The sequence below is a fragment of the Hansschlegelia quercus genome (assembly GCF_004310425.1).
GTDB lineage: Bacteria > Pseudomonadota > Alphaproteobacteria > Rhizobiales > Methylopilaceae > Methylopila > Methylopila quercus.
Genome location: NZ_SIUB01000001.1, coordinates 153,399 through 166,382, shown reverse-complemented (window position 1 = coordinate 166,382; position 12,984 = coordinate 153,399). Strand labels below are relative to the sequence as shown.

At 69.1% G+C, this 12,984-nt stretch carries 13 protein-coding genes; 10 read left to right on the top strand and 3 right to left on the bottom strand.

Going from position 1 to position 12,984, the window contains the following annotated elements; genetic code table 11:
- Positions 1-134: 134 nt before the first annotated feature.
- On the bottom strand, positions 135-1,325 hold the full coding sequence (locus EYR15_RS00800; protein WP_131000992.1) for an efflux RND transporter periplasmic adaptor subunit: 1,191 nt from the start codon (positions 1,323-1,325) through the stop codon (positions 135-137).
- 125 nt (positions 1,326-1,450) lie between these two features.
- On the opposite strand from EYR15_RS00800, the gene EYR15_RS00795 reads away from it, so the two are divergent.
- The gene (locus EYR15_RS00795) at positions 1,451-1,834 is read left to right on the top strand and encodes a DUF427 domain-containing protein (RefSeq protein WP_131000991.1); all 384 of its coding nucleotides are present in this window, start codon (positions 1,451-1,453) and stop codon (positions 1,832-1,834) included.
- A 14-nt stretch (positions 1,835-1,848) separates the two neighbouring features.
- On the opposite strand, the gene EYR15_RS00790 is transcribed toward EYR15_RS00795, so the two are convergent.
- Positions 1,849-2,058 carry a hypothetical protein gene (locus EYR15_RS00790; protein WP_131000990.1) on the bottom strand — a complete coding sequence of 70 codons (210 nt, stop codon included), beginning with the start codon at positions 2,056-2,058 and terminating at the stop codon, positions 1,849-1,851.
- A gap of 122 nt (positions 2,059-2,180) precedes the next feature.
- Here EYR15_RS00790 and osmF point away from each other — a divergent pair, with 122 nt between their 5' ends.
- The 9 genes from osmF to EYR15_RS00745 all read left to right on the top strand — a co-directional run bounded on the left by osmF (position 2,181) and on the right by EYR15_RS00745 (position 12,665).
- Positions 2,181-3,098: a glycine betaine ABC transporter substrate-binding protein OsmF gene (gene osmF, locus EYR15_RS00785; protein ID WP_131000989.1), complete on the top strand. Its 918-nt coding sequence runs from the start codon at positions 2,181-2,183 to the stop codon at positions 3,096-3,098.
- A complete protein-coding gene (locus EYR15_RS00780) occupies positions 3,095-4,267 on the top strand; it encodes an ABC transporter permease (RefSeq protein ID WP_131000988.1) in 1,173 nt (390 codons plus the stop codon). The genes osmF and EYR15_RS00780 overlap by 4 nt, the downstream gene beginning before the upstream one ends.
- Positions 4,264-5,205 carry an ABC transporter ATP-binding protein gene (locus EYR15_RS00775; protein WP_131000987.1) on the top strand — a complete coding sequence of 314 codons (942 nt, stop codon included), beginning with the start codon at positions 4,264-4,266 and terminating at the stop codon, positions 5,203-5,205. Before EYR15_RS00780 ends, EYR15_RS00775 begins: the two co-directional genes overlap by 4 nt.
- Complete coding sequence (locus tag EYR15_RS00770; protein WP_131000986.1) at positions 5,202-5,936, top strand: ABC transporter permease; 735 nt, start codon at positions 5,202-5,204, stop codon at positions 5,934-5,936. Before EYR15_RS00775 ends, EYR15_RS00770 begins: the two co-directional genes overlap by 4 nt.
- Positions 5,937-5,963: 27 nt before the next feature.
- Positions 5,964-9,629, top strand: a complete 3,666-nt coding sequence (gene putA / locus EYR15_RS00765; protein WP_131000985.1) for a trifunctional transcriptional regulator/proline dehydrogenase/L-glutamate gamma-semialdehyde dehydrogenase — start codon at positions 5,964-5,966, stop codon at positions 9,627-9,629.
- A complete protein-coding gene (locus tag EYR15_RS00760; protein WP_382238349.1) occupies positions 9,626-10,861 on the top strand; it encodes an amidohydrolase family protein in 1,236 nt (411 codons plus the stop codon). The genes putA and EYR15_RS00760 overlap by 4 nt, the downstream gene beginning before the upstream one ends.
- 85 nt (positions 10,862-10,946) lie before the next feature.
- The gene (locus tag EYR15_RS00755; protein WP_131000984.1) at positions 10,947-11,201 is read left to right on the top strand and encodes a hypothetical protein; all 255 of its coding nucleotides are present in this window, start codon (positions 10,947-10,949) and stop codon (positions 11,199-11,201) included.
- 391 nt (positions 11,202-11,592) lie between these two features.
- Positions 11,593-11,856, top strand: coding sequence for a hypothetical protein (locus tag EYR15_RS00750; RefSeq protein WP_131000983.1), 264 nt, complete (start codon positions 11,593-11,595; stop codon positions 11,854-11,856).
- Positions 11,853-12,665, top strand: a complete 813-nt coding sequence (locus EYR15_RS00745) for a hypothetical protein (protein WP_131000982.1) — start codon at positions 11,853-11,855, stop codon at positions 12,663-12,665. Before EYR15_RS00750 ends, EYR15_RS00745 begins: the two co-directional genes overlap by 4 nt.
- Before the next feature lie 5 nt (positions 12,666-12,670).
- On the opposite strand, the gene EYR15_RS17045 is transcribed toward EYR15_RS00745, so the two are convergent.
- Positions 12,671-12,886 carry a hypothetical protein gene (locus tag EYR15_RS17045; RefSeq protein ID WP_131000981.1) on the bottom strand — a complete coding sequence of 72 codons (216 nt, stop codon included), beginning with the start codon at positions 12,884-12,886 and terminating at the stop codon, positions 12,671-12,673.
- Positions 12,887-12,984 lie beyond the last annotated feature (98 nt).

The following is a 12,984-nucleotide window of genomic DNA, read 5'->3' as shown; positions in this document are numbered from 1 at the left end:
AGCCCTCGGACGGTCGAGTTCTGGACGTCATCCCGGACGCGACGAAGCGGCGCTTAGGATCGCAGGCGGTGGAAACGCTTAGTTCTGAAGACGATCCCGGATCGGCCTTCGGGCCGTCCGGGAAGACGTTCTGCTTACGGGGCGGCGGATGCCTGCTTCTGGGCGGCGTCGCCGTTCATCGCGACCGGCTCCGGCGCAACCAGCGCGCCTGGGCGCAGCTTCTGGAGGCCGTTGACGACGACGCGCTCGCCGGCGGAGAGGCCGCTGAGGACGGTCCGCAGGCCGTTCGCGGAGGCGCCAAGCGTGACCTCGCGATAGTTGGCCTTGTTCTGCGCGTCGATGACGAGGACGTATTTCTTGTCCTGATCGACGCCGATGGCGCGTTCGCTGACCAGCAGAGCAGGGGTCGCCTTCGCCTCGGCGATCTTCAGCCGGGCGAACTGGCCGGGCATCAACTTGCCGTCCGGGTTCGGGAAGACGCCGCGGACGCGCACCGAGCCGGTGGCCGCGTCGACGCTCGGATCGACATATTGCAGCTCGCCCCGCCGGAGCCGGCTTTCGCCGTCGCTCGCGAGCTCGACCGGGATGGCGCCGAGCGTCTGGCTACGGTCCTGACCCGAGGGGAGGCTGGCGAGCGCCTTTGCGACTGTGTGCTCGTCGACGTCGAAGCTCGCATAGATCGGATCGACCGACACGAGACGCACGAGCACGGGAGCGCCCGGGCCGGCGGAAACGAGATTGCCGACGGTGATCTCGATCTTGCCCACGCGGCCGGCGATCGGCGCGCGCACCTGGGTGTAGCCGAGGTTGAGCTCCGTCGTGCGGAGCGCCGCCTTCGCGCCCTGGACGGCGGCGTTGGCTTGGCGAAGCGCGCTGTCGCGGACGTCGAGGTCGCGCTGCGAGATTGTCGAAAGCGCCGTCATCTTGCGGCCGCGGTCGAGATCGCTCTGCGCCAGCGTCACCCGCGCCTCGGCGGCTGCGACCTCCGCCTTCGCGCGCGCGACCTCAGCCTCGAACGGTTCAGGATCGATCGTGACGAGGGACGCGCCCTTCTCGACGAGGGCGCCTTCGCGAAAGTGAATCTCGACGATCTGGCCCGCGACGCGCGGGCGGATCTCGACGCGCTCGACCGCCTCCATGCGCCCGGAGAACTCGTTCCAGTTCTGCACGTCGCGCTGCTGCACCTCAGCTACGGAGACCGGCGTCGCCGCGGCTGCCGCAGGGGCGCTGTCGGCCGACACGCCCTGCCAGGGCGTGAGCGCGGTGAGCGCCGAGACCGCTGCGCCGAACGTCGCCGCGGCGACGAGATAGCCTGTCTTGGACATAACGGAGCCCCATTTATACCGACCGGTATTGTATCGCCAGGTATGAATGGCGCATGGGTGATGTCAAGACCGCGGCCCCGGAAGCGCGGCCGTTGATCGGTTTTGCGACAGAGGAGCGCATCCTTATGACGACGGCAGCGATGAAGACGCCTGGACCCGACCACCCGATCAGCATGGAGCTGCTCGCTGGCCGCGTCATCGTCACGGCGGGCGGCAAGGTGATCGCCGACAGCGCGAACGCCTTGATCCTGCGGGAGGCGAGCTATCCGCCGGTGTATTATATTCCGCGCGCCGACGCGGACATGACGCTGCTGCAGCGCAGCCCCCGGACCAGCCACTGCCCCTACAAGGGCGACGCCGCTTACTTCAGCATCCCCGCGGCTGGACCTAGAGGGACAGACGCGGTCTGGACCTATGAGGAGACTTATCCAGCCGTATCCCCGATCGCCGGACATCTCGCCTTCTATCCCGACCGCGTGGACGCGATTGAGATCCGTCAGGAGCCCTGAGCGGAAGCGGAGGCTTAAGGAGCGGCCTGCCCCGACTCGCCGGGGCCGCTCCAGCCGGCCTTGGCGCTCGCCAGGGCGAAAATCTCGTCCGGCGTAAGTTCCTGTCGGTCGACGGTCAGCCGGCCGGGCGTCGCGCAGACATTGACCGAAAAGCCCGCGCTCTGCAGGGCGCTGATGGCGCTCGCGAGCGGCGACGGATTCCCCGGCGTGAAGTTCTCGACCATCGTCCACCTCGCGTCGTCTTCGCCCCGGAGCTTTATTCCTTCCCTCGCGCGCGAAGCCAAGTGGGTCGCGGAATCCCGGACCGCTCGACCACTGCCGCGCCTTCGGCCAGACTTGAGCCACGATGTGGCGGCTCTCCCTCAAGCCCTTTCTTGCGGCGCTCGTTCTCCTGACATCGGCTTGCGCCGCCGATGCGCGGCCGATCGTCGTCTCGTCGAAGGCCGACACTGAAGGCGCGCTGCTTGGCGGGATGATCGTGCTCGCGCTTCAAGCCGCAGGCTTCGAGACGCGCGACCGGACCGAGCTCGGCGGCACGCCCATCGTCCGCGCTGCGATCCTCGCCGACGAGATCGACCTCTATCCCGAATACACCGGCAATGCGGCGAGCTTCTTCCACCGCGAGGGCGAGCCGACATGGAAGGACGCGACCGCAGCCTACGAGGCGGCCAAGCGGCTCGACGGCGCAGCGAACAGCCTCGTTTGGCTGAAGCCCGCGCCCGCCGACAATGGCTGGGGAATCGCCGTCCGCAAGGACGTCGCGGAAGCGAATGGACTGACCTCGCTCTCCGACTTCGGCCGATGGGTGACGCAAGGCGGGGCGGTGACGCTCGCCGCCTCGACCGAGTTCGTCCACTCGGCGTCCGCGCTGCCGTCATTCGAGAAGGCGTATGGCTTCCACATGCGCTCCGACCAGCTCATCAGCCTGGCCGGAGGCGACACGGCCGCCACGCTCGCCGCGGCCGCGAAGGCGATCAGCGGCGCGAACGCCGCCATGGTCTACGGCACGGATGGCGGCCTGCCGTACTCCGGCCTCGTGATGCTCGACGACGACCGGCGCGCGCAGCCGGTCTATCAGCCGGCGCCCGTCATCCGCCGCGCGGCGCTAGAGGCGGCGCCCCGGATCGCAGACGTAATCGAGCCGATCTTCGCGACGCTCGACCTGGAAACCATGCGGCGGCTGAACGGCCAGATACAGGTCGGCGGCGAACCGGCGCGTTCGGTCGCGGAAGCGTATCTGCGCGAGAGGGGGTTTGTGCGATGACCGCGATCGAAGCCTCGGCGGCTGCGGGTTCGTCGACGTTCGACCGGCTCGGCCTGCTTGCGGCGGGCGTAGCGATCTCAGGGCTCGCGCTTGGGCCCTTCGCGACCCTGAAGCCCAACCGCATCCTTGATGGCGCTCCGGTCTCTTTGTTCGCAGCGCTGAGCCCGCCTGTCGCGGCCGCTGTCATGCTTCTTGCCGCTGCGGCCGCAATCGTCGTGGCGCTCCGCACGCCTGCCTTGCTCAGGCTCCTCGCGGGGCTGGCTGTGGCCGCGGCGTTGCTGATCGCGCTCGGAACGGCGCCCAGCCATCTCGTTGCGCGAGATGACATGCTCGCCCGCATCGGCCCGGGTTGGGGGTTTTGGCTCGCCTTCCTCGCCTTCGCGCTCGTCGCCTCGGACGCCATCGTGCGTCTTCGCTTGCGCCCGTTGATGCGCGTCGCGGCTCTCGCTCTTGTCCTCGCCGGCGCTGGCGCGCTGTTCGCGAGCGGCGCGCTCGACGATCTGTCGCTGTTGAAGGAATATGCGCCACGGGCGCAGGCCTTCTGGTCCGAGGCTCGGACGCATCTGTTGCTGTCCTTCGGCTCGGTCGCCGCCGCTCTGACGCTCGGCGTCCCGCTCGGGCTCGCCTGCCACTTCAGCCCGCGCTTCGAGGGGCCTGCGCTTGGCTTCCTCACCGCGATCCAGACGATCCCGTCGATCGCGCTGTTCGCTTTGCTCATCGCGCCGCTCGGCTGGCTCGCGGCGAACCTCCCCAGCGCCTCGGCCGTCGGCATTTCCGGCGTCGGGATCGCTCCGGCTTTCGTCGCGCTGACGCTCTATGCGCTGCTGCCGGTCGTCGCGGGCGTCGCCTCGGCGCTCGCGTCCACGCCGCGGGACGCCGTCGAGGCGGCTCGGGCCTCGGGAATGACGGAGCGGCAGGCGCTGCTTCTGGTGAAGGCGCCGCTCGCCGCGCCGCGCCTGTTGGCGAGCCTGCGGGTGACCCTCGTCCAGACGATCGGTCTTGCGACCGTCGCGGCGCTGATCGGCGCAGGAGGGTTCGGGACCTTCGTGTTCCAGGGCATGGGCCAGACGGCGATCGACCTCGTGCTGCTCGGCGCGGTCCCAACTGTGGCGCTCGCCTTCGCCGCCTCCGTCGCGCTCGACGCCGCGGCCGAAGCCGCCGCCCGATGATCGCGATCGAGCGCCTGTCCAAGCGCTATGGCGAGACGGCGGCCGTCGCCGACGTCTCGCTCGAGATCGCCGAGGGCGAGTCGCTGGCGATCGTCGGATCGTCCGGCTCGGGGAAGTCGACGCTGCTGAAGACGATCAATCGGCTGGTCGAGCCGAGCGCCGGCCGTGTCGTCGTCGACGGCGAAGACGTGTCGACGGTCGCGCCGCACCTGCTTCGCCGGCGCATCGGCTATGTCATGCAGGGCGCCGGGCTGTTCCCCCACCGAACCGCCTTCGAGAACATTTCCACGACGCCGCGCCTGCTCAGGTGGGAGGAGCCGCGCATCCGCGCCCGCGTCGACGAACTGCTGACGCTGCTCGGCCTCGATCCCGCGACCTACGGACCGCGCAAGCCCCACGAACTCTCCGGCGGAGAGCAGCAGCGTGTCGGCGTGGCGCGGGCGCTTGCGGCCGAACCCCGCGTGCTGCTGATGGACGAGCCCTTCGGGGCTCTCGACCCCGCGGTCCGCGCCAAAGCGCAGGTCGACCTCGCCGCTCTTCGGAAGAGGCTTGGCCTCACGATCGTGCTCGTTACGCACGACATGGACGAGGCCGCTCGGCTCGGCGACCGGATTGCCGTGATGCATCGCGGGCGGCTGCTCCAGCAGGGAACGCCGGCCGAAATCTTCTCGCGCCCGGCGACGCCTGAGGTTGCGGCGCTGGTCGCATCCGACGACCGTCCGTTCCGCCTGCTCGCGCTCGGCTCGGTTCGCGATCTTGTGGAGCCGGGATCGGCTGCTGGCGATCCGGTCGCCGTGGAGGCGACGCTTCGCGGCGCGCTGGGCGCTCTTCTCTGGTCGCGCCGGGACGCCGCGCCCGTCGTCGGGGCAGGGGGCGAGGCGCTGGGGATCGTGACGCTCAAGCGGCTGATCGAGGCCGGCGCGGAGCCGAAGGCGTGAACGTCGCATTCGTGGCCCGCGTCGCCTTGATCGTGTCGGTCGCGGCGTTCCTCGCGGCGCCGTCGATCTTCGAGCCGTTGCTTCGGTCGCTCGCGCCGGAGGGCGCGCCCGTCATCTACCGCCACGCAAATCTCGCCGAGCTCACCGCGCTTCATCTCGGGCTGACCGCGCTCGCATTGGCGGCCTCGGCGCTTGTCGGCGTCATCCTGGCGATCTCGGTCACGCAGCCATGGGGGCGAGAGTTCCTGCCGCTCTCCCGCAGCCTTGCGAATGCAGGCCAAACCTTCCCGCCCGTCGCCGTTCTCGCGATCGCAGTTCCGGCTGTCGGCTTCGGTGCGGAACCGACGCTGATCGCGCTTATCATCTATGGAATACTTCCGGTGTTCGAGAACGCGCTCGCGGGCCTCGGCCGTGCGCCGGCGCGCGCGCTCGAAGCGGCCGACGCCTGCGGCATGACGCGGGCTCAGCGGCTGCGGAAGGTCGAACTGCCGCTCGCGCTTCCGGCAATCCTTGCGGGGTTGAGGCTCGCGGCGATCAGCGGCGTCGCGACGGCGACGATTGGCTCGGCCGTCGCGGCGCGGACGCTGGGGGAGGTGGTCTTCGCCGGCCTTGCGTCGAACAATCTGGCCTATGTCGTGCAGGGCGCCGGGCTTATCGCAGCGCTGGCGATCCTGATCTCCGACGCGCTGCTGGCGATGGAACGGAAGGCGGCGGAGGCGTTTCCTGTCTGAGGACATTCTGCGAATCCGAGGACCCGGATGACGCATACCAATGGTCTGGAGACGGCCGAGCCGCCGGAGCCGCCTTTCGCGCGCTTCGCAGGGTCGATCGAGGCTCAGTCTCCGCTGCGCGCAGCGATCACCGCCGCCTGCCGCAGGCCGGAGCCCGACTGCGTGGCGCCGCTGCTCGATCTCGCCGCGTCGACGTCGGAAGAAGAAGCGGGCACGCAAGCTCTCGCGCGCCGTCTGGTCGATGGTCTGCGCGCCCGCGGCGTGAGCGGCGGGGTGGAAGGCCTCGTGCAGGAATACGCGTTGTCGAGCGAGGAGGGCGTGGCGCTGATGTGCCTCGCCGAGGCGCTGCTGCGAACGCCCGACGCCGCGACCCGCGACGCGCTGATCCGAGACAAGATCGCAGCCGGCGACTGGCGCGCCCACCTCGGCCGCAGCCCGTCTCTGTTCGTGAACGCAGCGACCTGGGGCCTGCTCGTCACCGGGCGGATGACGGCGACGGCGAGCGAGACCGGCTTGTCGGCGGCGCTCCATAAGCTGATCGCGCGCGGTGGGGAGCCGGTGATCCGCAAAGCGGTCGACCTCGCCATGCGGTTGATGGGCGAGCAGTTCGTCGCCGGCCGCGACATCGCCGAGGCGCTCGCGAACGCCCGGAGGCAGGAGCGCCGCGGCTTCGCCTATTCCTACGACATGCTCGGCGAAGCGGCGGCGACCGAGGAGGACGCCGCCCGTTATCTCGCCTCCTACGAAAACGCCATCCGCGCCATCGGCGAAGCCTCGGCGGGGCGCGGGCCCTACGAAGGGCCGGGCGTCTCGATCAAACTCTCCGCGCTCCACCCGCGTTATTCCCGCCAGCAGCGCGAGCGCGTGTTCGCCGAATTGCTGCCGCGCCTGAAAGGCCTTGCCCAACTAGCCAAAGGTCGCGACATCGGCCTCAACATCGACGCCGAAGAAGCCGATCGGCTGGAGCTATCGCTCGACCTGTTCGAGGCGCTGGCGCTTGACCCGGCGCTTCAAGGTTGGGATGGCCTCGGCTTCGTCATCCAGGCCTATGGCAAACGCTGTCCCTTCGTCGTCGACTGGATCGTCGACCTTGCGCGCCGGGCCGGCCGTCGCCTGATGGTGCGGCTGGTGAAGGGCGCCTACTGGGACAGCGAGATCAAGCGCGCCCAGATCGGCGGGTACGAGGACTTCCCGGTCTTCACCCGCAAGGTCCATACCGACGTCTCCTATCTCGCTTGCGCGCGAAAGCTGCTCGCAGCGCGAGACGCGGTGTTCCCCCAATTCGCCACCCACAACGCGCACACTCTGGCCGCGATCATGACGATGGCCGGGCCGGCCTTCCAAGGCGGCGACTACGAGTTTCAGTGCCTCCACGGCATGGGGGAGCCGCTCTATGAGCAGGTGGTGGGGGAAGGCGGGTTGGGGCGCCCGTGCCGCATCTACGCGCCCGTCGGGGCGCATGAGACGCTTCTGGCCTATCTCGTGCGCCGTTTGCTCGAGAACGGCGCGAACTCCTCTTTCGTCAACCGGATCGCCGACCCCGACGTCGCGGTCGAGGATCTGATCGCCGACCCTGTCGCCGCGGCGAGGGAGTCGCGCGGCGCGCCGCATCCGAAAATCGCGCGCCCCCCCGACCTCTACAGCGTCGCCCGACGAAACGCGCGTGGTTTGGATCTCGCTGATGAGACTGCGCTCGCGCGCCTCGCCCATGCGACGCTTGCAACCGCGGGAAAGACCTGGCGCGCAGGACTGGGGGAGGGGGAGGCCGTTCGCAACCCCGCCGACCGCCGGGACATCGTCGGCTCCGTCACATGGACGACGCCCGAAGAGATCGAGCAGGCGCTGGCCGCTGCCGCCGATGCGGCGCCTGCCTGGGGCGCGCTCACGGCCGGCGCGCGCGCCGCAATCCTGCGCCGCGCAGCCGACGCAATGGAGGCGGCGATGGAGAACCTCATCGGCCTCCTCGTCCGCGAGGCGGGAAAAACCTTCACGAGCGGCGTGTCGGAAGTGCGCGAAGCCGTCGACTTCCTGCGCTACTACGCCTGCGAAGCCGAGCGTCTTCCGCACGATGCGCAGCCCTTGGGCGTCGTCGCAGCCATCAGCCCTTGGAACTTTCCACTTGCGATCTTCACCGGCCAGGTCGCCGCGGCGCTCGCCGCCGGGAACGCGGTCGTCGCCAAGCCGGCCGAGGAGACCCCGCTGATCGCGGCCGAGGCCGTCCGCATGCTGCACGCGGCCGGCGTTCCGGAAGACGCGCTGCGGTTGGCGCTGGGGGCAGGGGAGACCGGCGCCGCGATCGTCGCCGACGCCCGCGTGCAGGGCGTGCTGTTCACAGGCTCAATCGACGCCGCCAAGTCGATCCAGACGACGCTCGCCCGGCGGATGACGCGCGACGGAGAGCCCGTGACCTTCATCGCCGAGACCGGCGGGCTGAACGCGATGATCGTCGACAGCTCCGCGCTTGCCGAGCAGGTCGTCTCCGACGTCATCGCCTCCGCCTTCGACAGCGCCGGGCAGCGCTGCTCGGCGCTCAGGATCCTGTGCCTGCAGGAGGATGTGGCCGAGCGCACGCTTGCGATGCTGAAGGGCGCGATGTGCGAGCTTTCGGTCGGTCGGCCCGACCACCTCGCGACCGATGTCGGACCCGTCATCACCGAAGACGCGCGCGACGCAATCGAGGCCCATGTCGTGGCGATGCGATTGCGGGGCTTCAACGTGAGCCGGTGGGCGCTCCCGGCCGAGGCGGCGCATGGCGCGTTCGTCGCGCCGACCTTGATCGAGATCTCCGCGGTCGCCGACGTCGCGCGCGAGGTGTTCGGCCCCGTCCTGCATGTGGTGCGCTTTTCGGTCGCCGAGATCGACCGCGTCGTCGAGGCGATCAACGCCGCCGGCTACGGCCTCACCTTCGGGCTTCATACCCGCATCGACGAGACGATCGCGCAGATCACGGCGGAGGTCTTCGCCGGAAACCTCTACGTGAACCGCAACGTCATCGGCGCGGTGGTCGGCGTCCAGCCCTTCGGCGGTTCGGGGCTTTCAGGGACCGGGCCGAAGGCGGGCGGACCGCTTTACGTTCCCCGGCTGACGAAGGCCGGGCGCGGCGGCTGCGGCTTGTCAGGCGCCGCCGAAGCGCTGGCGCCCGCTTTCCGCTACGCCGACTGGCTGGCCGACGCGGGCTTTGTAGAGGAGGCGGAGCGTTGCCGCGAGCTCGCCCGCCGATCCCCGCTCGGCGCCGAGGTCACGCTGCCGGGGCCGGTCGGCGAGCGCAACGTCTATACGCTCCGCGCCCGCGGCCCTGTGGCGGCGCTCGCCCGAACCGAAAGTGGGCTGCGCCTCCAGCTAGGCGCGATCCTCGCGGCAGGCTGTTGCGCCGTCGTGGAGGCGGGCGGCCCCGGTTACCCCCGACTGGCGCATCTGCCGCCGGAGCTGGCTCAACGCCTTGCGACGGTCGCGTCCTGGCCGGACGCTTCGCATCTTGCCGCGATCCTGTTCGAAGGATCGGACGCAGACCTCTCGGCGGTTCTTCGCGCCGTCGCCGAGCGGCCGGGACCGATCATCCCGGTGCTCGCCTTGACGCCCGAAAGCCTTGCGGCGGGCAAGGACTATCCCGTCGAGCGCCTGCTCGAGGAGCGCACGATCTCGACCAACATCGCGGCCGCCGGCGGCGACGCCACCCTGATGACGATCGGCTGAGGACACCCGTGACGCTCGACCTCGTCGTGAACAATCTGCGCCTGCGCGGCCGTGACGCGCCGGTCTCGCTCGGCATCGCGGAGGGGCGGATCGCGGCGATCGAGTCCGAGATCGTCTGCGACGCGCCGGTGATGGACGCCTGCGGCAGGCTTGGTCTGCCGGGCTTCGTCGACACCCACGTCCATCTCGACAAGGCCTGCCTGCTCGGCCGCTGCGGGCACGCGCATGGCGATCTCAAGGCCGCGATCGCGGCGGTGTCCGAGCTCAAGCGGGGCTTCACCGAAGAGGACGTCTATGCCCGCGGCGCGAGCTGCCTCGAGCGCGCGATCGGCCACGGCACGACGCGCATGCGCACCCATGTCGAGGTCGACCCGCGCGCCGGCCTCCGGAGTTTCCGCGCGCTGAAGCAGCTGAAGCGCGATTACGCCTGGGCGCTCGATCTCCAGCTCTGCGTCTTTCCGCAGGAGGGGCTGACCAACGATCCCGGCTGCGAGGACCTGCTCGTCGAGGCGCTCGATGACGGCGCCGATCTGCTCGGCGGCTGCCCGTACACCGATACGGATCCTGTCGCGCAGATCGACCGGCTGTTCGCGCTCGCCGCGCGTTACGACGTCGACCTCGACCTGCATCTCGATTTCGACATCGAGGCCTCCGGCGGCCATCTCGACGAGATCTGCCGACGGACCGAGGCGACGAAGCGGGGAGGGCGCGTGGCGATCGGCCACGTCACCAAGCTTTCGGCGATGACCCGCGAGGCCTTCGAGAGCGCCGCAGTCCGGCTGGCCTCCGCCGGCGTCGCCGTGACGGCGCTACCGGCGACCGACCTCTACCTCATGGGCCGGGCTCGCTTCGCCGACCGCCCGCGCGGCGTGACGGCTGTCCACGAACTCGCGGGCCGGGGCGTCGCCTGCTCTGTCGCGACCAACAATGTCGAGAACCCGTTCACGCCGTTCGGCGACCTGTCGCTAATGCGAATGGCGAACCTCTACGCCAATGTCGCGCAGGTCGGCCCCGACGGCTTTTCGACCTGCCTCGATCTGGTGACCGACGGCGCGGCCCGCCTGATGAGGCTGGACGACTACGGGCTCAGAGTGGGCGCGGCGGGGGATCTCGTGGTGATGGACGCCGAGAGCGAGGAGGCCGCCTTCTCCTCGATCGCGCAGCCCGTCTGGGGCTTGAAACGCGGCCGCCGAAGCTTCGACCGGCCCGCCGCGGTCCTGCTTCGACCGTAGGGCCGCCATGCAGCGTCGGCGAGCCGGCCATCGACATAAAAACCGTCATGCCTGCACTGTATCCAGCGCCGAAGGATACGGTTCGATGCAAGACGCAAACCTCACGCCCCGTCAGTTCCGCGCGCTTCGGCAGTTCGCTGCCCCTCCGCAGGATTTCCGTCCCGCGGAAGTCGATCACGAGGCGCTTCGGGCGCTCGAACATTCAGGCGCGGTGCGCGTCGTCGCCTCGAACGGCCGCCTCTTCCTCGCCGAGGTGACGCCTGCGGGCCGCATGCTCCTACGCGGCACGGCGCCCGCCGGCGCGAACAGGCGTTCCGATCTCAGGCCGGCGGCCTGCTGACAGGTCCACCGCGGCTTCGCCGGTGATGAGCGAGGATCGACACGTCCACCGAGGCGCTGCGATCTCAAAAGGGGGTGGTGGGCCCGGCAGGCCTACCGGTCGCAAGTAGCATCAGGCACTTAGATCAAGGTGGGGCAACTGGAAAACCTAAGGGTTTTCAGCGCGGCACAACCGAGCGTGTCCCACTGGCGGCCCCGCCGGAACATCAAAAGCGAAACGCCGCGGCCCTGGCAGGGGCACGCGGCGCGGATCGCTTACAGGATGGCTGGCTGGCCGAGGCGAAAGATACCGCCGCGCCGCATGCCCGGCAAGCGCTGTGCTTGGCTCGAAATTTCGGGCTCGCTGAGGCGAGCGCCCGCCTGATCGCTGAGCACGCGTGGGGGTGCGGCCGATGAGCAAGATCGAGCTCGGCGGAGGCCGGCCCAGGATCTCCGTCTACGTCAACGACGACAACGACCTCAGCATCTTCCAAGACACCTTCGCCCGCGAAGGCGACGCGACGATCGTCCGCGTGCCTCTCGACCACGTCCTGAACCTCTGCCGCGCCATGCTCCGGCAGGCTGGCCTCGAGCATCATCTAAAGCCGGTGCCGCCCACCCGCGCCGCTCCTATTGAGATGGGGGTCGTTCTGCCGTTCAGGAGGCGGCAGGCATGAGCACGCCCATCGCAAGCCTTATCCGAATGATGGCGGAGGCTGGAGCGCCGGCCGAAGCGATCGCGATCGCCGTCGAAGCGATCGAAGGCGCGCGGGAGCACGTCGCAGACGAGTTCCGAGCCCAACAGAACAAGAAGTCGGCCGCGGCCGAACGCACGAGGCGCTGGCGCGAGCGCCGTAACACCGGTGACGCGTCAACGGTGACGGTGGAAACGTCACGCGAGACGTCACATAGCGTCACCGGTGACGTCACATCCTCCCTTCCCCCTGAGGAAAGGTCCCCCGAACCCCCTAAAACTCAAACCCCCTTCCTTCCTCCCCAAAAACCCCCTTCGGGGGCAAAAAGGGGTTCCTCCTCCCCCAATCGCGGCAGCCGTCTTCCTTCCGACTGGAAGCCAAGCGAGGTCGATCGAGCCTTCGCCGCCAACCTCGGAGCCACTTCCGCCGAGATCGAGCGGACAGCGGCGAGCTTCCGGGATTTCTGGGTGGCCAAGGCCGGCAGGGACGCGGTGAAGGCCGACTGGCCGGCGACCTGGCGAAACTGGTGCCGTCGGGAGGCCGAAGGCGGGCGCTTCACCGGCCGGCCGCGAGCATCGTCGGGACCAGCGCCAAGCTCGCAGCCCGTGAGTGATCAGCGCTGGCGAGAAAGGCTGCTTTGGGCGAAGGAGCGGGATGACTGGCGGCGCGAGTGGGGCCCGATGCCGCCGGAAAACGGCAGCCTCGTCCCCGCGCATCTCGTCGATGAGCGGCTGGCAGCGCTGTTCAACGAACTCCGCCAACAGTATTCCGCGCAAAGCCGGGCGGGCTAGTCGTCCTAGTTGAAAACAAACAGTGCGCATCCGCCGCCGTACGAAGCGATCTTTACCATATCATCTGTGGTTTTAGATGTGCCGTCGATTATGATATGGCTGCCTTTTCCCTTGGCGTACGACGCGATCTTCACGAGAGCGTCTGTCGTGAGGCGATGATTTCTCAAGTCGAGGCCGCCCCCATACGATGCAATCTTCACCAGATCGTCCACACTCTTCATCTGTTCCTCCACCGCTTTGAAGCTTGTTGCTTCACTTCATGCGCCTATCCGCGCCCATCCATCGCTCGCGCGTGAGGACTGAGCGCCGGCATCATGGC

Excerpts from the sequence above, each read along its gene's own strand:
- EYR15_RS00755 (WP_131000984.1), top strand. The coding sequence starts at position 10,947 with ATGCAAGACGCAAACCTCACGCCCCGTCAGTTCCGCGCGCTTCGGCAG.
- putA (WP_131000985.1), top strand. The coding sequence starts at position 5,964 with ATGACGCATACCAATGGTCTGGAGACGGCCGAGCCGCCGGAGCCGCCT.
- EYR15_RS00800 (WP_131000992.1), bottom strand. The coding sequence starts at position 1,325 with ATGTCCAAGACAGGCTATCTCGTCGCCGCGGCGACGTTCGGCGCAGCG.
- EYR15_RS17045 (WP_131000981.1), bottom strand. The coding sequence starts at position 12,886 with ATGAAGAGTGTGGACGATCTGGTGAAGATTGCATCGTATGGGGGCGGC.
- EYR15_RS00790 (WP_131000990.1), bottom strand. The coding sequence starts at position 2,058 with ATGGTCGAGAACTTCACGCCGGGGAATCCGTCGCCGCTCGCGAGCGCC.
- EYR15_RS00795 (WP_131000991.1), top strand. The coding sequence starts at position 1,451 with ATGACGACGGCAGCGATGAAGACGCCTGGACCCGACCACCCGATCAGC.
- EYR15_RS00750 (WP_131000983.1), top strand. The coding sequence starts at position 11,593 with ATGAGCAAGATCGAGCTCGGCGGAGGCCGGCCCAGGATCTCCGTCTAC.
- osmF (WP_131000989.1), top strand. The coding sequence starts at position 2,181 with ATGTGGCGGCTCTCCCTCAAGCCCTTTCTTGCGGCGCTCGTTCTCCTG.
- EYR15_RS00775 (WP_131000987.1), top strand. The coding sequence starts at position 4,264 with ATGATCGCGATCGAGCGCCTGTCCAAGCGCTATGGCGAGACGGCGGCC.
- EYR15_RS00780 (WP_131000988.1), top strand. The coding sequence starts at position 3,095 with ATGACCGCGATCGAAGCCTCGGCGGCTGCGGGTTCGTCGACGTTCGAC.
- EYR15_RS00745 (WP_131000982.1), top strand. The coding sequence starts at position 11,853 with ATGAGCACGCCCATCGCAAGCCTTATCCGAATGATGGCGGAGGCTGGA.